This window comes from Paraniabella hibiscisoli, assembly GCF_022512515.1.
Lineage (GTDB): Bacteria > Bacteroidota > Bacteroidia > Chitinophagales > Chitinophagaceae > Niabella > Niabella hibiscisoli.
Map to the genome: position 1 here is coordinate 1,137,871 of NZ_JAKWBK010000001.1, position 23,752 is coordinate 1,161,622.

Genomic DNA, 23,752 nt, shown 5'->3' on the forward strand with positions numbered 1-23,752 from the left:
ATTCGTGGCTGGAAGCCATGATTCATGCGGCTCCTATCGATACGTAGATTCGACCTAACTTATTGACCACTAATAATCGCCTGTATATCCCTGTCAGGTCTTAAAAAATTCATCTGCTGTACAATCTTCTTCGTCCGTGCAGATACATAGGGGCTCATCGGTTTTACCGAATACTTTTTAGGGTTAGGTAATGCTGCGGCTATAGCCGCGGCCTGGCTTTGCGACAGGTCTTTCGCCGGTTTTCCAAAGTAGGTTTGTGAAGCTTTCTCCATTCCAAAAATACCTTTGCCCGTTTCTGCTACGTTCAGGTATACTTCCAGGATACGCTTCTTTCCCCATATTTTTTCTATCATGAAAGTAAAATAGGTTTCAAGGCCTTTTCGTACCCAACTGCGCCCTTGCCAAAGAAAAACATTTTTTGCCGTTTGCTGGCTGATGGTACTACCACCCCGAACGCGCCCGGCTTTCGCTGATTATAATCCAGTGCCTTTTGAATGCTTTTCCAGTCAAACCCGTTGTGATCTGGAAAAAGCTGGTCTTCAGATGCGATAACGGCCAATCCGGCATTTACCGACATCTGGCTCAAGGGAACATATTCCTTTTCCAGGCCATGCTCCTGTATCAAACTAATTAATTGCGTGATGGTGATGGGCGGATTTATCCATTTTAAGGCGACGATATAAACGAGCTGGGCAATGAAAAGAACAATGAACGTTCTCTTTATCAATTTCCATATTCTCTTAATCAGCTTCATTCCCTTGCAATATATATAAAAGTTTGATGGTTATCTATTAACAAGCGCCCGCCTGATCATAAAAGATCGTGAAATCACCCAAGGAAAGACAGTTCCGCCTTTCATTAGTGAGGCTTATAAAGCAGCAGTCCCGCAACCAGGGCGATGGAAAAGCCTATCAATATGATACCATTGATCCGGTTGATGAGCTGGATATTGTGTGGCGTAAGCCGGTTGCGTATTTTACCGGCCAGCATAACTTTAGTAATATCTGCAGCAAGCACAATTAGTAAGCAGGTGGCGAAAATAACCACACGTTCCTGTATAGTATGATTGATAACGGAAGAGGAGGCCATGAGCCAATATAAAAATACAGAAGGGTTAAGGGTGTTCATTAAGAAACCGGAAAAAAACATTTTGGCATAATCCCGCTTGCGAAAATTGATCTGAATGGCTTTTCCCTGCTCGTTGATCTTTACCTTTTTAAAGAAAAGAAAGTAGAGCCCCAATGCCAGTAAAAACAAACTGCCGGTAATACCTATACCCTGTTTGTATTCGCTGATCTCCAAAAACAAGGCGGAGAATACATTACTTACCAGGGCGAATGTAATATCACTGGCAGAAACGCCGGCAACAAACGCGATTCCACCCTTATGCCCCACATTGATACTATGCTTGATGATAGAAAAAAGTACGGGGCCAACCGCTATGCTTAACAATAATCCTAAGGTTAATCCTTTAATTAAGCCTTCAATCATAGTGCCGGCAAGATTAGTGAAGTTTTTTAAGGAGCGAAGTTAAATTTTACCTGTGGCCAGGAACTTATCCCAGTTTTCGAGCATATTGCCTTTCATAACCCTGGGGAATTTATTTTGACTACCCAGCTTACCTCTTAATTCCATGAATTTAAGAAATTTTTCTTCGGGTAAAATTTCAATAAAAATATCACTCAGGGCGCTGGTTCTTTCTGTTGCGTAGTCATCATTGATCGCTTTCAAGGTATCGTCAATAAACTTCAGCAACTCATTGGGATCTACATTATCATCAGTAGCAATATACCATTTATGCGCAAAGTAATTCTTATAAGGGAACCCGGTAACAGTGTATTCGGGTATGCTGATGTTAAAATGATTATTGGCCTTTTCGATAGCACAGTTCATATTTTCCACGCTCAAATGCTCGCCCACCAGGCTTAAAAAGTGTTTGGTACGGCCGGTAATAACCACCTCACATTTTTCCACGTTCAAAAACCTGATGGTGTCCCCGATAAGGTAGCGCCAGGAACCTGCATTGGTATTCAGCAGAATTGCGTAGTCCTTACCATACTCTACCTCATCAATCAGCAAAGCTTCTGCATCTGGCTTTACATTCCCGTCAGCGTCGAAATTGTTGCTATCGAAAGGAACAAACTCAAAAAAGATATTATTATTGGTAATCAATTGCATGCCCAATGCATGCTCTTTCATTTTGTAACCGATAAAACCTTCACTAGACAAATAATTCTCTATATAAATAATAGGCTTGCCCAGTAATTTTTCAAATGATTTTTGTATGGCTGGAAAGAAACACCCCCATGCACGAAAACCCCGAAGTTCGGCCAGATTTCGTGAATATTATTAACCTTGTATTTCTCAATGATCATTTCCATGCACATCTGGCACCATGCAGGAACACCTACGATGTAACCGATATCCCATTCCCGCGCATGCTCTACTATTTCCTTGAGTTTTTCATTCCAGTCTTTTAATGCAGCAATACGTCCGCCGGGCTTATAAAAGGTCTGAAACCAAAACGGTCTTTTTTAGCCAGGATACCGCTTAAGTCTCCCGCATACCAGCCAATATCACTTTTTTGGAGATCGGTAGTGCCGCCAATCATCAGAAAGCTCTTCCTCAGTGCTTTTTATTGGCTTCCTGATAGGAAAACACGCTGATAAGCTGGCGTATATAATTAATGGTGTTGCTACGCAAAAGATCTTTGGTAACGGGTATATACTTGCTTGCAGCCTCGGAGGTACCCGAACTCAGCGCAAAATATTCTATTTTCCCCGGCCAGGTAATATCCGGAACCCCGTCAAGAGTTCTTGCCCACCAATCGTTGTAAATTTTATTATAATCGTGAATAGGCACAGCCTGCTGAAAAGACTTTTCAACATTTTTGCTCAGCAGAACCTGGTCAAAATTATACTTTTGGCCAAATTCGGTAAATCTTGCCTTTTTAAGTAGCTTTTTAAGCACTTTACGCTGTTGCTTTCGGGCATCTGAGGTGGGAAGACCCAGGGCCCTGGCAATCGCTTTCGGTATTTTAAAATCTATAATTGAAGCCATAAAACTACTACCTTGTGGGTGCAGCAAAGTTGCAAGATACGATTTTGTGAAAAATGGTTTTTTCTGACCGGATTTATACGATCTCGAAAATTGCTGCAAAGAGATGTTATGGTTTAGGTTGGTGCAAAACAACCTTAAAATCTCTCCCGCTTAACCTTAATGTTTATAAACAAATATAATGATTGCACCCTAAAAGCAGGGAATATACTTTACCCGGTGCTAAAGTTGCCGGCGCGTGCAGTAAGGCTATTGAATTTTGAGGCGAATGAGGGGCGCGGAGGAAACTGCGAATTAAACAATTGCAGACAGGTTTGGGTATCTATGTTTTTGCTAATAAACAAAAAACATAGACAATATTAATAATACAAACAGAGCAAAGATGCCTGCTAAAAAAGAAATGCCCAGAATAAGCAAAAGCTTATCTTTTTTGGATGAGCCGGTTTTGCCCCATTTTGTTTCAGGGCTTTTAATGCCTCCTGCAATCTTTCAGGTGTTTGCTCGTTGGTAAGAAAACTGATCATTGTGTGGTTCATTTCTGTGTATTTAGAAGAAAGCTGCATATTATTGTTCAAAGAAAGCATAAAATAAACAGCCGGAACAGGGGATTTTCCCGTATTTTAATGCCCCTGCCGCATGGCTTCCTATCTTTGCCGCATGTTAAAAACTGTATTACACGAAGCCATCATGGCCGGAGGCGAGCAGGTATCGAAGTATTTCAACCAGACCTTCGAAATAAAGTACAAAGAGGGGCGTAATAACCTGGTTACAGCAGCCGATCACGCATCGGAAAAAGCGATTCTTGAAGTAATTCAAAAAGCTTATCCTGATCATTATATTCTTACTGAAGAAACCGGGAGCTTCCTCAAAACTCCGATTATAAATGGATCATTGATCCTATTGACGGTACGATCAATTTTGCCCATGGCATTCCCCTTAATTGCATATCTATTGGTGTAGAGTTTAAAGGTGAAATGATTTTGGGCATGGTTTATAACCCTCATATGAACGAATTGTTTTTTGCTGAAAAAGGCGAGGGGGCTACGTTAAACGGGCAAGCCATTAAGGTAAGCGCAGAAACGGATGTTATGAAAAGTTGCCTGGTAACAGGCTTTCCTTATACTTATATACAGCAAAATAACGGCCCGATCGAAGTGTTTGAAAGATTTGTTCGGGAAGGAGTACCGGTTCGCCGCCTGGGTGCTGCCGCTATTGACCTCTGTTGGGTGGCTGCGGCGTTTAGATGGATTTTACGAGCATAAACTGCAACCATGGGACAGTGCCGCAGGATTTTTGATTGTAGAAGAGGCCGGCGGGAAAGTAACGGATTTTGAAGGCAACCGCTATAGTCCCTATGAACCGCGGATTGTATCTACCAATGGGCTGATACATGGGCAGCTGCTGGATGTGATTCATGGGGTGAAGTAGGTGTATGAATGTATAATTTACGATGTATGGTGTACGATGTATGGTGTACGATGTATGGTGTACAGTGTTTAGAGTTCCCTTTGTAATTTTGTATAATGGAATGATTTTCCGTAATCCCAAAAATACAGCCTATGAATGCAGAGGAATTAAAACAGCGTACCAAAAAGTTTGCAATTGAAGTAGGATTGTTCACGCAATTATTACCTTACAATAACCTAAATAAGGCCTATTGTAATCAAATCATCCGATCCTCAAGCTCAACTGGTGCCAATTACAGAGCGGCCCGAAGGGCCAAATCGAAAGCCGATCATATTAATAAACTAAAAATAGTAGAAGAGGAATTAGATGAAAGCCTATACTTTCTGGAGTTGCTTGTGGTTTTCAATCCTAGTTTTGAAGAAAAAATAAATAGTATATATAAAGAGGGTGAAATCTTATTAAAAATTATTGTAGCCACCCTTATAACATTAAGAAACAATTAAAAAATAAACGGACCGCGTCCATCGTACTCCGTACATCAAACATAAAAATGTCAGAACGTACAGAAATATCCGATTTGGGAGAGTTTGGTTTGATAGATCATCTTACCAGAAATATTGAACTTCAAAATGCTTCATCACTACTGGGAGTGGGTGATGATGCGGCTGTAATCGACCACTTTGGTAAACAAACCGTGGTTACTACCGATTTACTGCTCGAAGGGGTTCATTTTGACCTCATGTATACACCACTTAAGCATTTGGGTTATAAAAGCATTGTGGTAAACATCAGTGATGTGTATGCAATGAACGCTACGCCCACACAGGTTACTGTTAGCCTGGGATTGAGCAACCGGATAAGCCTTGAGGCTTTAGATGAATTTTATGAAGGAGTTTATGCGGCTTGTAATCATTATGGGGTGGACCTGGTGGGGGGCGACACAACGACCTCTCAAAAAGGCTTTGTTATCTCGGTAACGGCTATTGGCGAAGTAACTCCCGATCGTTTCGTTAAACGCAGCACAGCGCAAAAGGGCGATTTGCTTTGCGTAAGCGGCGACCTGGGTGGCGCATATATAGGGCTGCTCTTCCTGGAAAGAGAAAAGAAAATTTTCCTGGAGAGCCCGGGCGTACAGCCTGACCTTGAAGGAGAAACCTATGTAGTGGGTCGTTTATTGAAACCGGAAGCAAGAAAAGATATTGTTGATTTTTTTGCAGAGCAGGAAATACAACCTACTGCTATGATGGATATCAGCGATGGTCTCAGTTCTGAAATATTACATATCTGCAAGCAAAGTAATCTCGGATGTGTGCTGTATGAAGATAATACCGGTGGCAGAAGAATCACGCCTGGCGGCTTTTAAGTTTGAAATTGATCCTACTTCCTGCGCATTGAGCGGGGGCGAAGATTATGAGCTGCTATTTACTGTATCTCAAAATGATTACGAAAAGGTTTCAGCTAACTCTAACATTAGTATTATTGGCTACATGACCGAGGATACCGAAGGAAGTACCATCATCACCAAAGGAGGCGGCAGGCATGCTATTACCGCACAGGGGTGGAACCCTTTGAAGTAGCCGTTAAGATGATCCCTGTCTTTACGCACGGTGATGTATACCGAAAGCTGATAGTTAGCTATTGCAGCAGGTTTCTGGCGCTTGTTTTGTGCGCTTCCCTGTTTTCATGTGCCGGAAGTCGCAAAACTTTTAATCCAAATAAAAAGTTTAGTGCAGCACAACTGAACGAGGATTACCAGCTATTTCAAAACATCCTCGAGCAAAAGCATCCAAGCCTGTACTGGTATAGCACAAAGAACCAGATGGACAGTGCTTTTACTGCAGGCCGTGAGTTATTAAAAGACAGCATGACAGAGTACCAGTTCAGGAACCTGCTCGCTTTGGTCATTAGTAATATTCAATGCGGACATACTTCTGTCAGATCCTCTACCAGTTACCAAAAGCACTTTGATACCTTACAATCTAAACGCAGTTTTCCGCTTAATGTAAAAACCTGGAAGGATACAATGGTGCTAACAGCACCGGTGAAAAATACACCCCTGTTGCGGGGAGATATCATTGATTCCATTAACGGGGTATCAACAAAACATATTCTTGATACGCTGCTTCGTTTTATTCCTGCAGACGGCAACAACATGATTGCCAAAAGCCAGTTATTGAGCGGCACCAGCTATTTTGCCTCCCTGTATACCGGTGTTTTTGGCTGGCCTAAGCCATTCAGAATTGCTTATACAGATAGCCTGGGCCATAGGCAGCAAACAACCATACAGCCGGTAATTGTTCCTAAAGACAGCATATCCAAAACGAAAAAGAAGCCTGCGGGAAAAGACAGGAAGTCTAAGGCCGAAAAGCTGAAAGAGCAACGCAACTTACAGCTTTGGCCCAATGAAGATTACGCTGTTATGGACCTGGCCACCTTTTCAGGAAGTCCGGGGTTGAAGCGCTTTTTCCGAAAATCATTCAAAACGTTGGCAGATTCTGGGATTGCCAACCTGGTAATTGACCTCAGGTTAAACGGAGGCGGGAGAATTACCAATTCAAATTATTTAACACGTTATTTGGCTGATAAACCATTCAAAACCGGTGATTCTATTTATGCCAGAAGGCCTTCCTTTAAATATGGGCAATTCATCAAAAATAGTTTTACAGAAACTCTTTATACACTGATTCCTACAAGAAAAAAGGGTGATCAATACCATTTCCGTCATTTTGAGAATAAATACTATCAACCCAACAAAAGAAATCATTATAACGGCCACATCTATATGCTTACCGGTGGTTATACTTATTCGGCAAGTGTTTTGGTTTTAAACGCCATCGCCCATCAACCTAATGTCACCATTGTTGGAGAGCCTTCTGGAGGCGCCGCTTATGGGAATACGGCTATGATCATCCCCAATGTAACATTGCCTCACACAAAAGTGCGCTTCAGGTTGCCATTGTTCAGGCTGGTGATGAATAAAAACACTCCGCATAACGGCAAAGGTGTTCAGCCGGATGTGTACGTGAACGCCAGTCCGGGAAGCATTCGAGAAGGCGTTGATACCAAAATGGTTAAAGCGCTGGAGCTGATAAAAGGTTCTAGCCACGAGAAGTAAACGCCAGAGGATATTGTTTTCTTAAGTTGAAGTAGGTCTTTTTATAGGCATCATATTCTGCCTGGCTTGTTATAATAATGATGGCGGCGAAACAGCATAGCAAAATGTGCTGTATTAAACTGTAACCTGGGTCAATATTCCATCCACGTAAAATGAAAAAATACAAATTGGGAGCCTGGATAGCTATTCCCCAGATATTGAAACCATTTTTATAATGGTCGAACACCATTAGTTTTTTAGACGGCTTTTTGAATGACTTAAATGTCGAAATCCATAGCAGCAATCCCCAAAGGCCAGCCAGGACTGTTATTGCGGAATAATACATTTTAAGGTCTTCTATTTCCAAAATGAAAGCCGACATATTTAACACCAGAACTATCAATGCCGTGATCAGCAGTTTGGGATAGGTAAAGTAGCTTTTGAAATGTGCCCAATGCGCTCTTCGATTGCTTTTCCACAATGCATTTTCCCGATCGGCTATCACCCGCGAAAAACCGGTTATACCAAACTCTTTATAAGTATGCATCAATGCGTCTTCAAAGGTCATTTCTACATTGATCTTTTGCTTTTCTGCTATAGCTTCACTTAGGTGATCTACCAGTTCTGATTGCAGATCATAAAAACGAACGCCTTTTCTTTCGCAGAAATCGTATAAATACTGTATCTCCTGATCGGTAAGCATGATGGTTTTAATTGGCAAAAAGAATTGGGTAAGCGTTTTTCGCAGCCTGGTACTGCTGTTTTTTAGCATCCATTTTTGCCAGGAGACCAGCGATCATTTGTAGTTCCAAAAAATAAAAACGATAAATATGATCGTTTGATCGACCGGCGGTATAGTGTGCTGTCTCAATATGTTCAAAAACAAGAATCCCGGAATAATAATCGGGAAAAGATAACCAGATAATCTTTCAGGAGAATAAACGCTCACTTTTTTCCTTGGATTCTTATATTTTCTTTTAAACTGTAGCAGATAGCTTAAATACCATCCCGTACCTATAAGAAGATACAAAATTTCCATATAAATAAGCAGCTCCTTATTTACAAGAATGACCGGTAGTACAAGCAACAGAAAAATCAACAGCAATATTCCTATTCTTTTTAGTGTAAAGTATCTCCATTCTTTAAGTGGGCTGTATTTCTCATGTGCTTCAGCAAGCTGAAGTGCAAGATCCTTCCTGGTAAACTTGCGTGTTTCTTCTTTAAACGCCTGTTCGAAAGATATATGGTAATGGGCACTCATTTGGTTCTCGATCGCTTCGGAAACATGATCTACCAATTCTGTTCGCAAATCATAGAACTCCATCCCTTTATCTTCAAAAAACCAATCTATCTTTTGTATTTGTTCAGGTGTCAGCATATCAGGCTAATTTAGGATTTAGCAATAACTGCAGGGTGTTCTTAAAGTTTTCCAGCTCCAATACCGCTTTGGACTTTTCCTTTTTACCGGCTTTCGTTAGCGAATAATATTTACGCACCCGGTTGCCGATATTTTCCATTTCCACTTCCAAAACACCTTCTGCCTCCAACCGGTGTAACAATGGATATAACGCCCCTTCGGTAATATTCAATTCGCCGGCTGTGGCTTCTTTTACTTTTTGAGTGATTTCGTAACCATACATACGGCCATTATCATCCAGGAGCTTTAAAATAATCGGCTCCAGGCATCCTTTGTATAAACTGGTTTTATTCACTAAACCAAATATACATCAATTACCAATACATTGGAATCTTAGGCATTAGAAAATTTTGAACTCATCCCCATCCTCCCAAAAAGGAAACCGGGTGCGAACATCATTCAGGTGATTCTTATCGAGCGTAATGGTGAAAAGGTCCTCTTCATCTTTTTGTGGTATAATACTTCTCCCAGCGGATCCACGACCATGCTATCGCCACTATGATAAATGTCATTACCATCGGCGCCCACGCGGTTCACGCCTATAACATAGCATTGATTCTCTATGGCGCGCGCCTGTAATAAAGTTTTCCAGGCATTACTTCGACGTTCGGGCCAGTTGGCAACATAAATCAGCACATCGTATAAGCCGCGCCAGTTTTCCCCGGCAGTCTGCGGCACCTGCCTGGCCCAAACGGGGAAACGCAGGTCATAGCATACCTGCAAATTGATCTTCCAGTCTTTAACCGAAGCGATCAGCCGCTTTTCGCCGGCCGTATAATGGTCGTGCTCATGGGCATACGCAAATAGGTGTCGTTTATTGTATACCCCCAGCTGACCATTGGGTAGCATCCATACCAACCGGTTAAAATAAGTTTCATCTCCATTCTCCTCTTCCTCTTTAATAATAAGGCTCCCGGTAATTATTTTTCTTTGCTCAGCAGATATGCGCTTCATCCAGGCCACAGAAGGGCCCTCCATGGTTTCAGCAAGCAACTCAGGCATCATGCTAAAACCGGTAGAAAACATTTCAGGCAATACCACGATCTCCGTTTTGTCCGGAATACTCTTTATCTTTTCCTCCAGCATGCTGAGATTGGCTGCTTTATCTTCCCAAAACAGCTGTGTTTGTACCAGTGTGACGGTTAAAGCATCTTTCATCTTAATCGGTTGAGGTATTAAATAATGGTTGGATCAAATGAGATTCGAATCCTTTCTGTAAAAGATAATCCGTTGCTTTTTTCATTTTTGCAAAACGGTTGGAAGTGCCCCGAAGGCTTTCCCATTTTTGGGTAAATAGTTTTTGGAGCGTTTGTTCATAATCCTCCTCATCTATTTCTTTTAGCCCTGTTTTAATACAATAGGGACTTACGCCTTTTTGCTTTAGCGCCTGCACAATCTTGTTTTTGCCCCATTGTTTGGTTCTGAAATGCCCCCTGCGAAAGATTTGGCAAAACGCTCTTCATTTAAATAATTTTCTTCAATAAGTGTGGAAATTATTTCGTCATGTTCCTTTTTCCAAACACCCAGGTCGTACAATTTGCTTACTACATCGCTATGGCAACGTTCGGCGTAGGCACAGTAATGTCTTAGCTTTTGTAATGCCTGTTCCTTTGTTAAATGCTGCTTTGATATTTGTGGCTTTTCATCCATCACCCCAACCTTTAAACTTCTTCCAGCCTGGCTATGCAGCCAAACTCGTCTTTTAAATAGTCATCATAATGATCTGCCTGCTCAAATAAGTTTTTAAACTCAGCTACACCGGTTGCCTGGGTCATGTCCAAATCGTAGATCAGCCGGCTTAATACAATATTATTTTTACACAGCTTAATACGAGTCCGCTGGGTTTATTGTTTTCCTGCAATAAAAACTGATAGAGCGGTTTGATCTTCTGCGCATCTAACGGCATCTGGCATAAATAGGCATCACCGGCTACAAAATAATTCTCGGGATTATAACTGATTTTAACTTTGGCAGACCCGGCTTTAACGCTCCACATATTGGCGCCATCTCTTGCCAGCCGCACATCTTTGCCCAACTCCTTTAATATATCTTCAATCAGTTTGGCCACGCCCATCAATTCTACCTCTTTCTCCGGCAGCTGTGGCAGTTTTACTTCCGATCCGCAACTGGGACAATACTTATTATTATCAATCGTATCTGCAGTAACCAGGTAATCGCAATTGGAGCACCTGGTTGCCGCATTACCCACATGGGGCAGGTATAAGTCGAGCGCCTCTTTTAACGTACTTACCGGCAGAGCGAAACCCAGGTTGTCGCCACCCTTAATAATAAAAGAGTTAACGCCAATTACTCACCGGCGTAGTTTACCAACGGCCCACCGCTGTTGCCCGGATTAATTGCCGCATCAATCTGTATATATTTTTCTCCGTCACGAATGCGATCTACTTTGGAGATCACTCCCTGTGTAGCAGAATAATTCAGGCCGTAAGGGTGACCTATTGCTATTACATTATCGCCATCCTTCATCGCTTCATAATCGCCCAAAATTATCTCTGGCAATTCAGCTTCTGCGGGAGGCTCCAGGAAGGCCAGATCGTGCTGACTATCGGTATACCATACCCTTGACAACACTTTTTCGAAGGTTTTGCCAGCTATGGTAACTTCGGGGTTATTGGCAACCACGTGGTTATTGGTTACAATCAGCCCATAGTTCTTTAAATAAAACCCGGTGCCTGTACCCGATTGGGTGGCTATTTGTATAATTGCGTTCTGATACGTATTTATAATTTCTTTCGAGTTCATTATTCATTACTTGTTTAACATTCAGCCTCTTGTATTAATTACTAATACCTCTTCACTCATTATTCAAATTCAACAACTCTATCTGGTTGGTAAAGCTTTGGTTGAATCGCAGTAAGCTGGCATAAGAGATCTGGTCGGTATTAAAGTTCATCAGCGGATACTTCTGCCTCCATTGGTTTTGTATCTGCCTAACCCTGCCTGCAATAATATCCTGTTCAAATTTATTGGCAACCGGCATATAAAGCGGTTGGGTATATCCCAGTGCTTTGAAATATTCGGGATAATTTACCTGCATATAAATTTCAACCAATAAACTAACAGGCTTAGGTAAGCTGTAGGAGTATTGGCAATAGGTAAGACCATACTCTATGATCTTGTTGGCAAAGTACTCATGGTTGTTATCTCTGTACCACAGCATATTTTGATTGGCTTCATTAATAGCGTCCGCGATGGTTTTATGCGGTTGAGGCGTTACTATTGAAAAAGTATACCTCGACCGGAACAGGTTTTTAAATACTTCTTCCTTCGGTTTATCACGTAGTTTTTTAAACTCCTCGATCATGTCCCGGTTCTTTTCCACCATTTGCCGGTCATCTTTCTTAAAATAGATGCCGGATATTTTCTCCAGGTCGTTGAGTAACTGCCCTTCAGGAGCAATCAAAAAGTCGATACGATATACCAGTGCTAATAATAAGTAACAAATGCCGCCCGAAAACTTATCTGCATCAACCGTTGCAATTTTATCCAGCGTTTCGGTGATCCAGCTTTGCATGGCTTCGTGCTTTACCTGCTTTTCTGCCTCCGGAATCTCATAAATATGCTCCTGGTCCAGCCTTTCTAAAAATGAAAAGTCCTGAACCAGTAGATCGTCCTGTTTATCGCTTTTGATGGCCAGTTCTTTTAGCCCATAATAAAGCTTACTGGGGTTAGCAGTTTCTATATTAGTATCAAACCTCATGCACAATTCGTTCTCCTGCAGTGCATAGCGGCTGTAATACAGGGCAAAATTCATTTCCAGCAGGCGACGCATCACCGGCACCGACGGCTGCACCATTTTAGCGAGTTTGACCTCGGCAGATAATAGTCCATTTTCCATCCGCCCCCTGATTACTTTCGACCCCTGGAAAAATTCGAAGTTAAAGCGTTCATTATCACCCGAAAAGATCACATTTTTTTGATCATCATCCTTTAAATAATCAAAAAAGGCATTAATGGACTCTATATATTTTTTGTCCTTAAAGAGATTATCGGCATCTGTCCACGGCTTCCTTTGGCTACCGTTTTATTATTATCAGAATAGCGACCAAACGGAATGCGCACTGCGTCGGCGGCAGGGTCGCTTTTCCCTTTTATAAGGTTGATTAGCTTGTTAAACATGCTGTCCTTTTTTTAATAGAGTGGGGGAAGATACAAAACCTTTTGAGAACCGATTCACTTACAAAATCTTAAATATTGGGTGCCTTAAAACTATTTTGGGGAATCTTACATTGTACCCGTTACGGATTGTTTTGTGTTATGCTAAGGGCGAACCCGGATGTAAAATGGAAGTAAATAAACAGGGCCGGAGATGCTTTCCCCGCGGCTAATTTCTATTTACCAGGGGCACAAAGTGGCATTATTATAATAAATTATATTGCGCTCATTCTTTTTTATAGTAGTTTCGCTGCACCCAAAAAACGGATAGAACAATAAAATTTTTAAACGGATGAAGCGAGCATTAAGAATTCTTCTGATACAGAAGGATGATTATTTGGCAAATTCCATCCGGCCACTAAAAAAGATATAAAAACAGACAGATGAAATTTATAGCATCATCGAACGCTTTGCTTAAACAACTGCAGAACCTTTCGGGCGTTATTAACGCTAATACTGTATTGCCTATATTGGAGGATTTTCTTTTTGAAATTGAAGCGAATAGGCTGACCATTGTAGCAACGGACCTTGAAACGGTGATGAGAACCGAGATGGAGATTGAAGCAAAGGACAACGGTCGTGTTTGTATCCCGGGTAAAATCCTGATTGACTCTTTAAAAAATATACCCGATCAGCCACTGACTTTTAACATTGACAAAAATTTCAGTGTTGAAATTACCAGCGATAGCGGTAAGTATAAAGTAATGGGTGAAAACCCCGATAATTTCCCGAAAGAACCGGCGGCGGATGATACTACATCTTTTACCATGACCTCCTCGGCCCTGGTAACCGCTATCAACAAAACCCTGTTTGCGACCAGCACAGATGATCTGCGCCCGGCTATGACCGGTGTTTTCTTTGAGCTGGATAAAAACGGAATTCAATTTGTGGCGACCGATGCGCACAGGCTGGTTCGTTACAAACGGAAGGACGCACAGGCTACCGGTGGTGATAATTTTATTGTTCCCCGCAAACCGCTCAACCTGTTAAAGTCTGCCTTACCTGATAATGACGATATTATTACTTTAAATTATAACACCAATCACTTTTTTGTAACACACGGTACTACCCGTTTAAGCTGTCGCCTGATTGACGCCCGTTTCCCTGACTATAAAGTGGTAATTCCAACAGAAAACCCGTACAGGCTTACCGTAATCCGTACAGATTTCTTAGGCGCTCTGCGTCGTGTTAGTGTATTTAGTAATAAAAGCACTTACCAGGTAGCGTTAACCATTAGTGGCAGTGAATTACAATTGGCGGCGCAGGATGTTGATTTCAGCTTCGAAGGTAATGAACGTATGAAATGCCAGTACAACGGTGAAGACCTGCAAATTGCCTTTAACGCCAAGTTTTTAATTGAAATGCTGAACAGCACGCATAGCGAAGAAGTGTACCTGGAGCTAAGCACACCTACTAAGGCCGGATTGATCAAACCGGTGGATCAGGATGAAAGCGAGGAACTGCTGATGCTGGTAATGCCGTTGATGTTGAATCAATAGTTTGTATTATAAGATATAATGGCATCGATTTTGCCTTTCAAGGATTTCCCGGCACAACCGGGTTATCGTTCCATTATTATGACAGCAATTTTTCAGCAATTTCGTACAATGCGACACGCTTCTTTAAAAAGTAGTAGCTGTGGCTTCTTGCTTAGCAAATGGTATTTGTTGGCAAGCCTTGCTATATGCTTAACGGCATGCAATTCTTCAGGCAAAATCAATAGCACTGCCGGCAAACCTAAAACAGAGGCGAAGGTGATACTGCCAACGCAGCAGGTTGCAACACCGGCAGGTATCAATTATGTGTATGACTATGAAAACATATTTACACCGGGAGAAGAGAAAAAGCTGGATTCCCTGGCCAGGCTGTTTGAAAAAGCAACCTGATTCCCATCAGGATTACAACAGTAAATGATCCGGCAGTTACGGCCGAAAACTTTGATCAACGCAATAAAATTGTACTCGACGAGTGGTCCGATATTCACGGCAAAAGTGACCGTTGTATGTCCATCAGCATCAGCAGGCAGCTGCGACGCATCCGAATAGATTATGGCGCCTTTGTATTACGCCTGCTTAGCGATGATGAAGCTAAGGCTATCGTTGAAAACCAATTTAAACCTTCGTTTAAGCAAGACCTGTTTTACGCAGGTACCAGTAATGGTTTAAACGAGTTGATGAATACCATCCGAAAAAACATTAAGTTTTAGAATATCCTGAGTTTTAGTGATTAAGAGCTGGGAAACGGCTCAATATTTGCATTGGAGCATTGCTGATAGTTTTTACCCCTAAACTATTTTTATGATCCAACGCACCCTCAACACATTTTTGTCCTTCTGGGCATTCCTTTTTTATCGTTCCAGCTTTTTCGCAAGCAACTCCCGAACTTGCGTACCAGTCCGTAATTTCCGGCAATGGCTTAGCGGCTCCCATTGATATTGTGAATGCCGGAGATGGAAGTAACCGGATTTTTGTGGTACAGAAAGGCGGTACCATACGTGTTTACAATCCGGCACTAGGTTATATCGGAGAGTTCCTTACTGTTACCGGTGTGGCCAATACCGGCGAAGGCGGATTATTAAGCGCGGCTTTCCATCCCAACTACGAAACCAACGGCTTCTTGTTCGTATATTATACCAGGGCTGATAATAATAGCCTGGAAATTGCACGTTACAGCGTTAGCGCCAACACTAATGAGGCAGACGCTGCCAGCAGGCAAATCGTACTCAATATCCCCCACCCGGGACAAACCAATCACAACGGGGAAAAATACTTTTCGGTACTGACGGTTATCTTTACCTGGGCACAGGCGATGGAGGAGGTAGTGGTGACCCGCTCAATAACGCCCAAAACGGTAATAGTTTACTGGGTAAAATGCTTCGTATCAACGTAAACACACTTCCCTATACCATTCCTGCTGACAACCCTTATGTTTCTGATCCGAATGTAGCGGACGAAATATGGGCTATTGGTCTCAGAAACCCGTTCAGGTGGAGCTTTGACCGCTCTAATGGGGATATGTGGATTGCAGATGTGGGACAGGGAGCCCAGGAAGAAATTAATTACAGGGCAAGCGGAACAACCGGAGGGATCAATTACGGCTGGAGATGCTACGAGGGCTCTGTAGCCTATAATGCTCAGGCGATTGCCTGCCTCAGTCCAGTTATATATCTCCTATTTATACCTACGGACGTAATAGCGCAGATGGTGGCCAGTCGGTAACCGGCGGCGTTGTATACAGAGGAACAGAATATCCCGGCCTGGTGGGTTATTATATTTTTGCTGACTATGTTTCGGGTAACCAATGGGTGGTTAATCCATCCAGAACCTTAACAGAACAGCTGACGGATGATGCAGCATTTCCTGCTAATATTGTTGCTTTTGGAGAGGCTGAAAATGGTACCCTTTATGCAGCGTCCCTGTCGGGTAACGCTATTTACAAGGTATTGGATAACGCGGCGTTACCGGTAACCTTTGGAACCATTAATGCGGTTCGCAAAGGAACTACGTTACACATTAACTGGACAACAGAAACAGAAACCAACAACAGCCATTTTGAAATTGAAGGATCTGTAGACGGGAAGACTTTTACAACTATAAAAACAGTTGACACCAAAGCTATAAATGGCAATAGCAACAGCACTATCGAATACGCAGTAACCCTGGACAAAAACAGCCTGGGTATTGTACTGGGCATTTCGCTGCTCACTTTGCTGAGCATTGCCGGGTGGAAATCGGGTAAAAACTGGAGAAAGATATCCCTGTTGGCAACAGCCTTTTTTATTATTGGCAGCGCTTGTAATAAAAGCGATGTAGCGGAAGAGCCCGGCGACAGTACCCTATTTATACGCATTGCCCAGGTTGATAAAGATGGCACTAAACGGTATTCTCAATCGGTGCAGGTTGTAAACCCTTAAGCACTTTTCCTGGTCTGATAAAACCTATTCTCTTTGTAAAAGCTGTAACTCATTTACCGGATTGCAGCTTTTACTTTTTGTGCATTTGTAATTCCGCCATCAATCTTTAAAAAATACTCCTACCTTCGCGCCGCATTGGTTCTTAACATTAGTTTCACAATGTTTAAGATTAAAAGGGAATCAGGTGTAAATCCTGAACAGTCCCGCTACTGTAAGTTCTAAAAAACATTTTGACCAATCTTAGCCACTGTTCCGAAAGGCGGAACGGGAAGGCCGTTCAAGATGAGAATAAGTCAGGAGACCTGCCAAAGCAGATAGATGTTGAGCTTTCGTGGACTGAAGCTTGAACGCAAATGCTTTTTATAGCAACATATTTGTTTTCAGTTGTTCGCAAAGCTGTTTGATTCATTTAATCAAATAGTTAATGCATTATGTTTTAAAAGCCCTGGCAGGCTTATGTTTATTGCTGTTCGCTATGTTATGTCCCAACCCGGCTGGCGCACAAACACGCGATTCCATCAATACCCGTGAGCTGGAGGAGGTACAGGTAAGCGGCAGTAAAAAAGATTCCTGGCGACATCCGTTTCACCCCTGCAAATACTATCGGGTGAGGCATTACAGCGCTTAAATAGTTTCTCGGTTGCAGATGCGGTCCGTTATTTTTCAGGCATACAGTTAAAGGATTATGGCGGCATTGGTGGTTTAAAAACCGTGAACGTTCGCGGCATGGGAACACAGCATGTGGGTGTTTTTATGATGGCCTGCAACTGGGAAATGCACAAAACGGTATCGTGGACCTGGGAAAATTTTCTCTTGATAATATTGAAGAGGTTTCTTTATACAATAGTCAAAATCCGGATATATTTCAGTCTGCAAAAAACTTTGGCAACGCCTCATCCATTTATATTAAAAGCCGCCGGCCGGCTTTTAAAGACAGTCAGTTCCACTATATACGTGCTGCATTGAAAACCGGCTCCTTCGGGCTCATTAATCCTTCTGTATACTGGCAGCAGAAAATAGCGGATAATATAGCCACAACCATTAACGCAGAGCTCATCAATGCACATGGCAGGTATAAAACACGATATAAAAAATGGGCCTATGATACGACCGTCGTAAGGCAAAATGCAGATGTTGCTTCGCAAAGAGTAGAGTTAGCTATACAGGATATTAATAAAGACACCGCTACTCACTGGAAAATACAAGGGTATTTTTATAACTCAGAGAGCGAGGCCTGCCCGGGGCCATTGTTGCAGAACGTTTCTATAACTCTCAAAGGCTATGGGATAAGAACTTCTTTGCACAAGGTTCTTTCCAACATCGGTTTTCGCAGCGCTACAGGGTGTTACTCCAGTTTAAATATGCAAACGATTTTACACGCTACCTGGACACTACCATAAAAAATAGGAGGCGAGCCTCTTAACAATAACTACGAGCAACAGGAGTATTACACTTCACTGGTAAATGAATTTGCTTTAAAAAAATGGTGGAAAGTTTCGCTGGCAACCGATTGGGTTTTTAACCAGATGCAATCCAACTTAGATGAGTTTGCCTATCCCAAACGTAATACGAAGCTGGTGGCTGCGGCTACGGAAATGGACTGGGATCATGTTACCATCTCCGGCAATGTACTCGGCAGCTTTATCAACGAAAGGGTTGAACACGGTGAGGCTGCTACAGCAAAACGGGAAATAACGCCGCGCTAAACATCTCCTGGAAACCCTGGACGGAAATACCGCTTAGCTTTCGCTCATTTTATAAACGTATTTTCCGAATGCCTACTTTTAACGATTTATATTACACGATTGTAGGCACCACGACCTTAAGGCCCGAGTATGCCAACCAGTACAATATAGGTGCACAGTACAATAAGTATTTCTCACAATTAAAACTAGGTTTCAACATACAGGCCGATGCTTATATCAACAAGGTACAGGATAAAATAATAGCAATCCCTGCCAACAATTTATTTCGCTGGAGCATGATCAACCTGGGGGCTGTTGCTATAAAAGGGTTAGATATTCAAACTTCTTACTTCTTCACCGTAAAGAAAAAACTGGCGCTAAATGGTACGTTAAACTATTCATATCAGGAAGCCATTAATAAAACTACGGGACAGCGCTCTTACGGCAACCTTATCCCTTATGCGCCTCGACACAGCGGCTCTGCAACCCTGCAGGCATCTTACCAAAACTGGGGTATTAATTACAGCTTTATCTATACGGGAGAGCGATATATGCTCCCCGAAAACGATCCGCAAAATTATTTGATGCCCTGGTATACGCACGACCTATCGTTTACTAAAAAGCTGGCGTTTCGAAAAACGGCTGTTGTTGTGGCCGCAGAGGTTAATAATCTTTTTAATCAATACTATGATGTGGTTATCAACTATCCGATGCCGGGAAGAAATTACCTGGTAAAACTTTCATTCAATTTATAATTCAACTTCTATGAATCAAAAACAAATTAACGCACTACTCTTCTTTACCTTATCGATCCTGCTAGGTTCCTGCAGGAAAGATCACGAGTACACGCCACCTCCTCAATCAACAGAAGCCGACTCTACCAGTAGTGGTTTTTATTTTTAAATGAAGGAGGATGGGGCTATAACAACGCTACCCTCGATTACTTCGATGTGCATAATGGTATCTACACGAGGGATGTATTTACCAAAGACAACCCGGATGCAGTGTTAGGCCTGGGAGATACCGGCAATGATATTGCATATACGGCAGCAAACTATATGTGGTAATGAACTGGTCAAAAAAATTGAAATACTAAATGCTGCCACAGGTAAACGAATCAAGACGCTTACCGATAATACGCATAAAGCTATAGAAAACGCGCGTTACATCACATTTGCCAATGGCTTCGCTTACCTGAGCTCTTATACTACATCTGAAAAAGGGATGGTGCTTGAAATAGATACCGCTACACTAACCATCAAAAGAGCGGTGGAAGTAGGCCGGCAGCCGGATGAACTGGAGGTAGTGGGTAATAAATTGTATGTAGCCAACAGCGGGGGCTACAGCCAGTCGAACCTGGAAAACTATGTTTCGGTAGTGGACCTTAATTCTTTTACCGTTGTAAATGCCATAACTGTTGCGCCTAACTTAAGACGATTGAAAAAAGACAGCAGGGGCACTTTGTATATCTGTCCATGGGGGACTACCAATAAACTATACGTAGTGGATACAAAGACAGATAAGCTGTCTGATTCCATAACGATAAAAGTGGAAGACTTTGTTATTAAAAATGACACCGCTTATGTATATGGTGCTGATTACGGAACAAAGAACCATTCCTATACCCGTATTGACCTTAAGACCAAAACAGTATTACCCGGATCCTTTATTACAGACGGAACAAAAATAGAGATCCCTTATGGCATTGCTGTTGACCCTAACAATGGGAACATTTATATAGCCGATGCAAGAGACTATGTGGAAGCTGGGGACCTGTTCTGCTTTGATGCGCAGGGACGGTTAAAAAACACGATTAAAAAAACGGGTATTATACCAGGGCATATTGCCTTCTTTAACCGGAAATAATAACTACAATATTTAAACACAAAAAATACACGAATGAAACATTTGAAACTATGGTCGGTCTCTCTCTTTTTCTTATTGCTCTTAAACAGCTGTTCTAAAGATGATGATATGCCGGCACCCGTTATAGAACTATCTGTAACGGAAAAAACCATCCAGACGAAAATAAAAGAAGCGGTAACTATTACTTCCCGTATTGCTGTTGGTACTGCGGTAAAAGAAGAGTGGCATGTAGGCACTCAACTAATCTCTACCAGCAATACATTCAATCATGTTTTTGAAGTGGCTGGCAACTATAAGATCTATTACCAGGCCAGTAATAATTATGGCACCTATAAAGACAGTTTTGATGTAAAAGTAGAAGCGCTGGTTAGAGAAGGTGGCGCCAACCAATATGTAACATCCTTGTTTGAGTTTGTTCCGGCTCCAGGACAGTTCATTAACAAAGCGCCAGGCAACCTGGTAAGCGCAGAAGGTCTTGTGGGAAAAACGGGCATGGTGAGCCTGGGAGCCTGGGGAGGTTACGTAGTTTATGGTTTTGATCACAGTGTTCCGAATAAAGAGGGTAATGATATAGATGTAATAGGTAATGCGCTTACCGAATGGAGTGAGCCGGGTATTATCTACGTAATGGTAGATGACAATGGCAATGGCAAACCTGATGACACCTGGTACGAGCTGGTGGGTAGCGAATTTGGCAAAACAGATGGTACTTATATGCGCAATTACGAAGTAACCTATTTCCGCCCCGAAACTTTAGATAAAGACATTGCGTGGACGGACAACAAGGGCAACACCGGCTTTGTAAAGCGAAATACTTTCCACAAGCAGGCTTACTTCCCTGAATGGATCACAGGCAGCAGCTATACCTTAAAAGGCTCCTGGTTAAAAACAAAAGTAGATCCGTCAAGGCCCACTTATGTGGTATCGCTGCCTTACGACTGGGGTTACGCTGATAATAAAACAGAAGCTTCCGGTGGTGGAAAGGTAGACATCAGCAATGCAGTAGATACTAATGGCAATAAAGTAAACCTGAAGGCCATCGACTTTATTAAAATACAGACGGGTGTATTGGGTGATGGCGGCTGGCTAGGCGAAGCATCTACCGAAGTTATTGGCATTAAGGATATGCACTTTTCAGTAAACACTACCAATAAATAAAAAATCATTTCAACTAATGACACTCTTAAAAAATAATCTGTTCCGCTTATCGGTTATAGCTTTAATAGCTGTTCTTTCAACCGCTTGTTCCAAAAACGAAGACCTGCCAATCGGCGGTCCTGATCCGGTTGAAACAGCGTCCTATTCCAATGGCTTCTTTATTGTAACAGAAGGATCTTACGGACAAACTGCCGGAACCGTGCAATACTATGCTTACGGTGCGGACACCATCGCCACCAAAGTTTATGAAAAAGAAAACCCGGGTAAAGTAACATCAAATGTAGCTAAGACCAGCACCTTGCAATTTGCATCGCTGTACAATAAAAAGCTATACCTGGTGAGTAAGATCAATGGCCCGGTGTTAAAGCTCGATGCAGCAACTTTAAAAGAAGAAGCGCGCTATAACCAGGAAACCAGCAACTGGAGAAGTTTGATTGGAGTAAAGGATAACAGCGGTCTCATCAGCGCAAACGATGGTGTTTATAGTGTTGATTTAAACAGCCTGAATATACAATACAAGCTTTCTTCTGTTTCGGCGGTTAACACCGCGATATGCTGAAAGAGGGTGACTATGTATATGTACTACAATCTAACGGCGCCAAAATTATCTCCACCGGTAACTATTCTTTTGTAAAAGGGTTCAGTAATATTACCCGCGGCTTTGCCAAAACGCCCAATGGTAAGGTTTGGGCATCAACAGGAAGCCGGCTGATCGCCATCGATAAAAACCTGGATACAACTGGTGTAGCGTTGCCTGTTGCCATTGGCTCTTTTGGTTTAGATGCACCTACTAGGCTTACTGCATCTACCAAAGAAAATGCCGTGTTTTATCATTCCGGTGCCAACATCTATAAATATACGGATGGCAGTATTGCTTCTCTAAGCCAGCCTTTTATCACCATCGACATAGCCCCGTTTATGGTATATGGGGCCATTCGCTACGATAGCAATAAGGACTATATTGTTGTAAATGGTATACAGGGATATGGCGGCGCCTCGGGAGTTAACTATTTGCTTATTTATAATGCCAGTACCGGGGCTTTGGTAAAAAATATTAAATACGGTAACGACGGGTCGGTGGTAGATTTTAATCATATTTACTTTCCCGGATTAGCGGTATTTCAATAACTGGTTATTGAAAAATTCTTTTTGAAAAATGTCGCATCATGCGGCATTTTTTTGCCTGTAATTGCGCTAACTTTAATACATGAATTTTGTAATCGCCGCTGTATTCGATAACTACATCAACGCACATGTAACGCTGGGTCGCTTGCAGGAAGAGCATATTAACTGCTGGTTGAAAGACGAAAATACAGTTACGATAGACCCAATACTCACCAATGCTATTGGCGGCATCAAACTTATGGTAGCTGAACCACAGATTGAACGGGCCCTGGCTTTACTGGCAACCGACCGGCAGGAGTACCAGCAGCAGCATCCCTGTCCGCAATGTGGCTCCGAAAATATAGACCTGGTGAGCACGCCACGCAAACCCAGCAATTGGCTGGGCACTATCACCAGCGCCGTATTGGGCGTGGGCTCGGCTACACCTATCGATAAAGTATATCATTGTTTCGATTGCGGTAAAGAATATGAAATGGAATAGTTTATAAGCTATTGTTATCGCGATTTATTGTCATTTGGCAAGAGCCCGTTGCAAGCCTGATAACTAACTTCGTTTATCATTTATTAATAACCAAATTTGCTTAAAATGAAAATCTTAAAACGCATCCTGTTCGTAATACTGGGATTAATTGCACTGCTGTTAATTGTTGCCATTTTTGTACCTAAGGATTACGCAATTACCAAAGAGGTAGTCATCAACAAACCGGTTGCAGAAGTTTTCAACTATGTAAAATACCTGAAAAACCAGGACAATTATAGTATCTGGAATCAGATCGACCCGGGAATGAAAAAAGCTATACGGGTACGGATGGTACAGTAGGATTTATTTATGCCTGGGACAGTGACAACAAGAA

41 protein-coding genes, 2 pseudogenes and 1 riboswitch are annotated in these 23,752 nt (G+C 42.2%); of the genes and pseudogenes, 24 read left to right on the plus strand and 19 right to left on the minus strand.

All coding sequences use genetic code 11. The annotated features are described in order from the left end of the window. Positions 1 to 59: 59 nt before the first annotated feature. The 8 genes from MKP07_RS07360 to MKP07_RS07380 all read right to left on the minus strand — a co-directional run bounded on the left by MKP07_RS07360 (position 60) and on the right by MKP07_RS07380 (position 3,593). The gene (locus MKP07_RS07360) at positions 60 to 437 is read right to left on the minus strand and encodes a transglycosylase domain-containing protein (RefSeq protein WP_317235962.1); all 378 of its coding nucleotides are present in this window, start codon (positions 435 to 437) and stop codon (positions 60 to 62) included. Then, positions 350 to 754 (minus strand): transglycosylase domain-containing protein, encoded by a 405-nt coding sequence (locus MKP07_RS41045; RefSeq protein WP_317235784.1) that lies wholly within the window; start codon positions 752 to 754, stop codon positions 350 to 352. Before MKP07_RS41045 ends, MKP07_RS07360 begins: the two co-directional genes overlap by 88 nt. 104 nt (positions 755 to 858) lie before the next feature. Further along, complete coding sequence (locus tag MKP07_RS07365; protein WP_240846255.1) at positions 859 to 1,491, minus strand: LysE family translocator; 633 nt, start codon at positions 1,489 to 1,491, stop codon at positions 859 to 861. Positions 1,492 to 1,530: 39 nt separating this feature from the next. Beyond that, positions 1,531 to 2,229, minus strand: a complete 699-nt coding sequence (locus MKP07_RS07370; protein WP_240846257.1) for a GH3 domain-containing protein — start codon at positions 2,227 to 2,229, stop codon at positions 1,531 to 1,533. Between the two features lie 8 nt (positions 2,230 to 2,237). Beyond that, a complete protein-coding gene (locus tag MKP07_RS43655) occupies positions 2,238 to 2,387 on the minus strand; it encodes a GH3 family domain-containing protein (RefSeq protein ID WP_449588832.1) in 150 nt (49 codons plus the stop codon). An 89-nt stretch (positions 2,388 to 2,476) separates the two neighbouring features. Beyond that, positions 2,477 to 2,611 carry a hypothetical protein gene (locus MKP07_RS37900; RefSeq protein ID WP_262919190.1) on the minus strand — a complete coding sequence of 45 codons (135 nt, stop codon included), beginning with the start codon at positions 2,609 to 2,611 and terminating at the stop codon, positions 2,477 to 2,479. Between the two features lie 14 nt (positions 2,612 to 2,625). Then, the gene (locus MKP07_RS07375) at positions 2,626 to 3,060 is read right to left on the minus strand and encodes a GH3 family domain-containing protein (RefSeq protein WP_240846260.1); all 435 of its coding nucleotides are present in this window, start codon (positions 3,058 to 3,060) and stop codon (positions 2,626 to 2,628) included. Between the two features lie 386 nt (positions 3,061 to 3,446). Continuing rightward, complete coding sequence (locus tag MKP07_RS07380; RefSeq protein ID WP_240846262.1) at positions 3,447 to 3,593, minus strand: hypothetical protein; 147 nt, start codon at positions 3,591 to 3,593, stop codon at positions 3,447 to 3,449. 100 nt (positions 3,594 to 3,693) lie between these two features. Between MKP07_RS07380 and MKP07_RS37905 the strand changes: the two genes are divergently transcribed. The 7 genes from MKP07_RS37905 (at position 3,694) to MKP07_RS41050 (ending at position 7,579) form a co-directional block, all read left to right on the plus strand. Beyond that, complete coding sequence (locus MKP07_RS37905) at positions 3,694 to 4,017, plus strand: inositol monophosphatase family protein (protein ID WP_317235785.1); 324 nt, start codon at positions 3,694 to 3,696, stop codon at positions 4,015 to 4,017. Continuing rightward, complete coding sequence (locus MKP07_RS37910) at positions 3,987 to 4,319, plus strand: inositol monophosphatase family protein (RefSeq protein ID WP_317235963.1); 333 nt, start codon at positions 3,987 to 3,989, stop codon at positions 4,317 to 4,319. Before MKP07_RS37905 ends, MKP07_RS37910 begins: the two co-directional genes overlap by 31 nt. A 31-nt stretch (positions 4,320 to 4,350) precedes the next feature. Beyond that, the gene (locus tag MKP07_RS37915; protein WP_262919191.1) at positions 4,351 to 4,485 is read left to right on the plus strand and encodes a hypothetical protein; all 135 of its coding nucleotides are present in this window, start codon (positions 4,351 to 4,353) and stop codon (positions 4,483 to 4,485) included. Between the two features lie 131 nt (positions 4,486 to 4,616). Beyond that, positions 4,617 to 4,967, plus strand: a complete 351-nt coding sequence (locus tag MKP07_RS07390) for a four helix bundle protein (protein ID WP_240846264.1) — start codon at positions 4,617 to 4,619, stop codon at positions 4,965 to 4,967. Positions 4,968 to 5,014: 47 nt separating this feature from the next. After that, a complete protein-coding gene (gene thiL, locus MKP07_RS07395; protein WP_240846266.1) occupies positions 5,015 to 5,827 on the plus strand; it encodes a thiamine-phosphate kinase in 813 nt (270 codons plus the stop codon). Continuing rightward, positions 5,796 to 6,041, plus strand: a complete 246-nt coding sequence (locus tag MKP07_RS07400) for a hypothetical protein (protein ID WP_240846268.1) — start codon at positions 5,796 to 5,798, stop codon at positions 6,039 to 6,041. Before thiL ends, MKP07_RS07400 begins: the two co-directional genes overlap by 32 nt. After that, on the plus strand, positions 6,023 to 7,579 hold the full coding sequence (locus MKP07_RS41050) for a S41 family peptidase (RefSeq protein ID WP_240846270.1): 1,557 nt from the start codon (positions 6,023 to 6,025) through the stop codon (positions 7,577 to 7,579). Before MKP07_RS07400 ends, MKP07_RS41050 begins: the two co-directional genes overlap by 19 nt. On the opposite strand, the gene MKP07_RS07410 is transcribed toward MKP07_RS41050, so the two are convergent. From MKP07_RS07410 to MKP07_RS07455, 10 genes are all read right to left on the minus strand, one after another. Beyond that, positions 7,563 to 8,330, minus strand: coding sequence for a hypothetical protein (locus tag MKP07_RS07410; RefSeq protein ID WP_240846273.1), 768 nt, complete (start codon positions 8,328 to 8,330; stop codon positions 7,563 to 7,565). The two genes, MKP07_RS41050 and MKP07_RS07410, sit on opposite strands and share 17 nt — an antisense overlap. A gap of 24 nt (positions 8,331 to 8,354) precedes the next feature. Beyond that, positions 8,355 to 8,936 (minus strand): hypothetical protein, encoded by a 582-nt coding sequence (locus MKP07_RS07415; RefSeq protein ID WP_240846276.1) that lies wholly within the window; start codon positions 8,934 to 8,936, stop codon positions 8,355 to 8,357. Between the two features lies 1 nt (position 8,937). Further along, positions 8,938 to 9,270, minus strand: a complete 333-nt coding sequence (locus MKP07_RS07420) for a PadR family transcriptional regulator (RefSeq protein WP_240846278.1) — start codon at positions 9,268 to 9,270, stop codon at positions 8,938 to 8,940. Between the two features lie 104 nt (positions 9,271 to 9,374). Next, on the minus strand, positions 9,375 to 10,133 hold the full coding sequence (locus MKP07_RS07425; protein ID WP_240846281.1) for a nitrilase-related carbon-nitrogen hydrolase: 759 nt from the start codon (positions 10,131 to 10,133) through the stop codon (positions 9,375 to 9,377). 1 nt (position 10,134) lies between these two features. Continuing rightward, complete coding sequence (locus tag MKP07_RS07430; protein WP_317235964.1) at positions 10,135 to 10,419, minus strand: regulatory protein RecX; 285 nt, start codon at positions 10,417 to 10,419, stop codon at positions 10,135 to 10,137. Then, positions 10,356 to 10,625 carry a regulatory protein RecX gene (locus MKP07_RS07435; RefSeq protein ID WP_240846283.1) on the minus strand — a complete coding sequence of 90 codons (270 nt, stop codon included), beginning with the start codon at positions 10,623 to 10,625 and terminating at the stop codon, positions 10,356 to 10,358. Before MKP07_RS07435 ends, MKP07_RS07430 begins: the two co-directional genes overlap by 64 nt. Positions 10,626 to 10,773: 148 nt before the next feature. Further along, positions 10,774 to 11,184 carry a type III secretion system chaperone family protein gene (locus MKP07_RS07440; protein WP_240846285.1) on the minus strand — a complete coding sequence of 137 codons (411 nt, stop codon included), beginning with the start codon at positions 11,182 to 11,184 and terminating at the stop codon, positions 10,774 to 10,776. Positions 11,185 to 11,282: 98 nt separating this feature from the next. Beyond that, the gene (locus MKP07_RS07445) at positions 11,283 to 11,738 is read right to left on the minus strand and encodes a S1C family serine protease (RefSeq protein ID WP_240846287.1); all 456 of its coding nucleotides are present in this window, start codon (positions 11,736 to 11,738) and stop codon (positions 11,283 to 11,285) included. Between the two features lie 52 nt (positions 11,739 to 11,790). Next, a complete protein-coding gene (locus MKP07_RS07450) occupies positions 11,791 to 12,906 on the minus strand; it encodes a YbjN domain-containing protein (protein WP_240846290.1) in 1,116 nt (371 codons plus the stop codon). Positions 12,907 to 12,956: 50 nt separating this feature from the next. After that, the gene (locus MKP07_RS07455; RefSeq protein ID WP_240846292.1) at positions 12,957 to 13,115 is read right to left on the minus strand and encodes a hypothetical protein; all 159 of its coding nucleotides are present in this window, start codon (positions 13,113 to 13,115) and stop codon (positions 12,957 to 12,959) included. A gap of 419 nt (positions 13,116 to 13,534) precedes the next feature. On the opposite strand from MKP07_RS07455, the gene dnaN reads away from it, so the two are divergent. Genes dnaN through MKP07_RS07470 form a run of 3 tightly spaced genes read left to right on the plus strand, consistent with a single transcriptional unit; the run spans position 13,535 to position 15,357 of the window. Beyond that, positions 13,535 to 14,650, plus strand: coding sequence for a DNA polymerase III subunit beta (gene dnaN, locus MKP07_RS07460; RefSeq protein ID WP_240846294.1), 1,116 nt, complete (start codon positions 13,535 to 13,537; stop codon positions 14,648 to 14,650). A gap of 30 nt (positions 14,651 to 14,680) precedes the next feature. Further along, on the plus strand, positions 14,681 to 15,037 hold the full coding sequence (locus MKP07_RS07465; protein WP_240846296.1) for a hypothetical protein: 357 nt from the start codon (positions 14,681 to 14,683) through the stop codon (positions 15,035 to 15,037). A gap of 11 nt (positions 15,038 to 15,048) precedes the next feature. Then, complete coding sequence (locus MKP07_RS07470; protein ID WP_240850694.1) at positions 15,049 to 15,357, plus strand: TPM domain-containing protein; 309 nt, start codon at positions 15,049 to 15,051, stop codon at positions 15,355 to 15,357. A gap of 13 nt (positions 15,358 to 15,370) precedes the next feature. On the opposite strand, the gene MKP07_RS07475 is transcribed toward MKP07_RS07470, so the two are convergent. Beyond that, positions 15,371 to 15,580, minus strand: a complete 210-nt coding sequence (locus tag MKP07_RS07475) for a hypothetical protein (RefSeq protein ID WP_240846299.1) — start codon at positions 15,578 to 15,580, stop codon at positions 15,371 to 15,373. 40 nt (positions 15,581 to 15,620) lie between these two features. Between MKP07_RS07475 and MKP07_RS07480 the strand changes: the two are divergent. From MKP07_RS07480 to MKP07_RS07540, 14 genes and pseudogenes are all read left to right on the plus strand, one after another. Continuing rightward, positions 15,621 to 16,369: pseudogene (locus tag MKP07_RS07480) on the plus strand (PQQ-dependent sugar dehydrogenase). A 41-nt stretch (positions 16,370 to 16,410) separates the two neighbouring features. After that, positions 16,411 to 17,064 (plus strand): hypothetical protein, encoded by a 654-nt coding sequence (locus MKP07_RS07485; RefSeq protein ID WP_240846302.1) that lies wholly within the window; start codon positions 16,411 to 16,413, stop codon positions 17,062 to 17,064. 119 nt (positions 17,065 to 17,183) lie between these two features. Next, a riboswitch (cobalamin riboswitch) is annotated at positions 17,184 to 17,388 on the plus strand. A 100-nt stretch (positions 17,389 to 17,488) separates the two neighbouring features. After that, positions 17,489 to 17,692, plus strand: coding sequence for a hypothetical protein (locus tag MKP07_RS07490; RefSeq protein WP_240846304.1), 204 nt, complete (start codon positions 17,489 to 17,491; stop codon positions 17,690 to 17,692). Next, positions 17,662 to 17,757 (plus strand): annotated as a pseudogene (locus MKP07_RS42230) (hypothetical protein); the annotation flags it as partial. The gene MKP07_RS07490 and the pseudogene MKP07_RS42230, both read left to right, overlap by 31 nt. Positions 17,758 to 17,855: 98 nt before the next feature. After that, positions 17,856 to 18,464: a hypothetical protein gene (locus MKP07_RS07495; RefSeq protein ID WP_240846306.1), complete on the plus strand. Its 609-nt coding sequence runs from the start codon at positions 17,856 to 17,858 to the stop codon at positions 18,462 to 18,464. Between the two features lie 126 nt (positions 18,465 to 18,590). Further along, positions 18,591 to 18,770: a hypothetical protein gene (locus MKP07_RS07500; RefSeq protein WP_240846309.1), complete on the plus strand. Its 180-nt coding sequence runs from the start codon at positions 18,591 to 18,593 to the stop codon at positions 18,768 to 18,770. Positions 18,771 to 18,796: 26 nt separating this feature from the next. Further along, positions 18,797 to 19,504 (plus strand): TonB-dependent receptor domain-containing protein, encoded by a 708-nt coding sequence (locus MKP07_RS07505; RefSeq protein ID WP_240850696.1) that lies wholly within the window; start codon positions 18,797 to 18,799, stop codon positions 19,502 to 19,504. A gap of 10 nt (positions 19,505 to 19,514) precedes the next feature. Beyond that, positions 19,515 to 19,652, plus strand: coding sequence for a hypothetical protein (locus tag MKP07_RS07510; RefSeq protein ID WP_240846311.1), 138 nt, complete (start codon positions 19,515 to 19,517; stop codon positions 19,650 to 19,652). A gap of 126 nt (positions 19,653 to 19,778) precedes the next feature. Continuing rightward, positions 19,779 to 20,615 (plus strand): DUF6923 family protein, encoded by an 837-nt coding sequence (locus tag MKP07_RS07515; protein ID WP_240846314.1) that lies wholly within the window; start codon positions 19,779 to 19,781, stop codon positions 20,613 to 20,615. A gap of 33 nt (positions 20,616 to 20,648) precedes the next feature. Then, on the plus strand, positions 20,649 to 21,773 hold the full coding sequence (locus MKP07_RS07520) for a hypothetical protein (RefSeq protein ID WP_240846316.1): 1,125 nt from the start codon (positions 20,649 to 20,651) through the stop codon (positions 21,771 to 21,773). A 16-nt stretch (positions 21,774 to 21,789) separates the two neighbouring features. Then, the gene (locus tag MKP07_RS07525) at positions 21,790 to 22,332 is read left to right on the plus strand and encodes a DUF5074 domain-containing protein (protein ID WP_240846319.1); all 543 of its coding nucleotides are present in this window, start codon (positions 21,790 to 21,792) and stop codon (positions 22,330 to 22,332) included. After that, on the plus strand, positions 22,326 to 22,901 hold the full coding sequence (locus tag MKP07_RS07530) for a DUF5074 domain-containing protein (RefSeq protein WP_240846322.1): 576 nt from the start codon (positions 22,326 to 22,328) through the stop codon (positions 22,899 to 22,901). Before MKP07_RS07525 ends, MKP07_RS07530 begins: the two co-directional genes overlap by 7 nt. A 79-nt stretch (positions 22,902 to 22,980) precedes the next feature. Beyond that, positions 22,981 to 23,379 carry a putative signal transducing protein gene (locus tag MKP07_RS07535; RefSeq protein WP_240846324.1) on the plus strand — a complete coding sequence of 133 codons (399 nt, stop codon included), beginning with the start codon at positions 22,981 to 22,983 and terminating at the stop codon, positions 23,377 to 23,379. Between the two features lie 105 nt (positions 23,380 to 23,484). Further along, positions 23,485 to 23,718 (plus strand): SRPBCC family protein, encoded by a 234-nt coding sequence (locus MKP07_RS07540; RefSeq protein WP_240846325.1) that lies wholly within the window; start codon positions 23,485 to 23,487, stop codon positions 23,716 to 23,718. Positions 23,719 to 23,752: the final 34 nt, after the last annotated feature.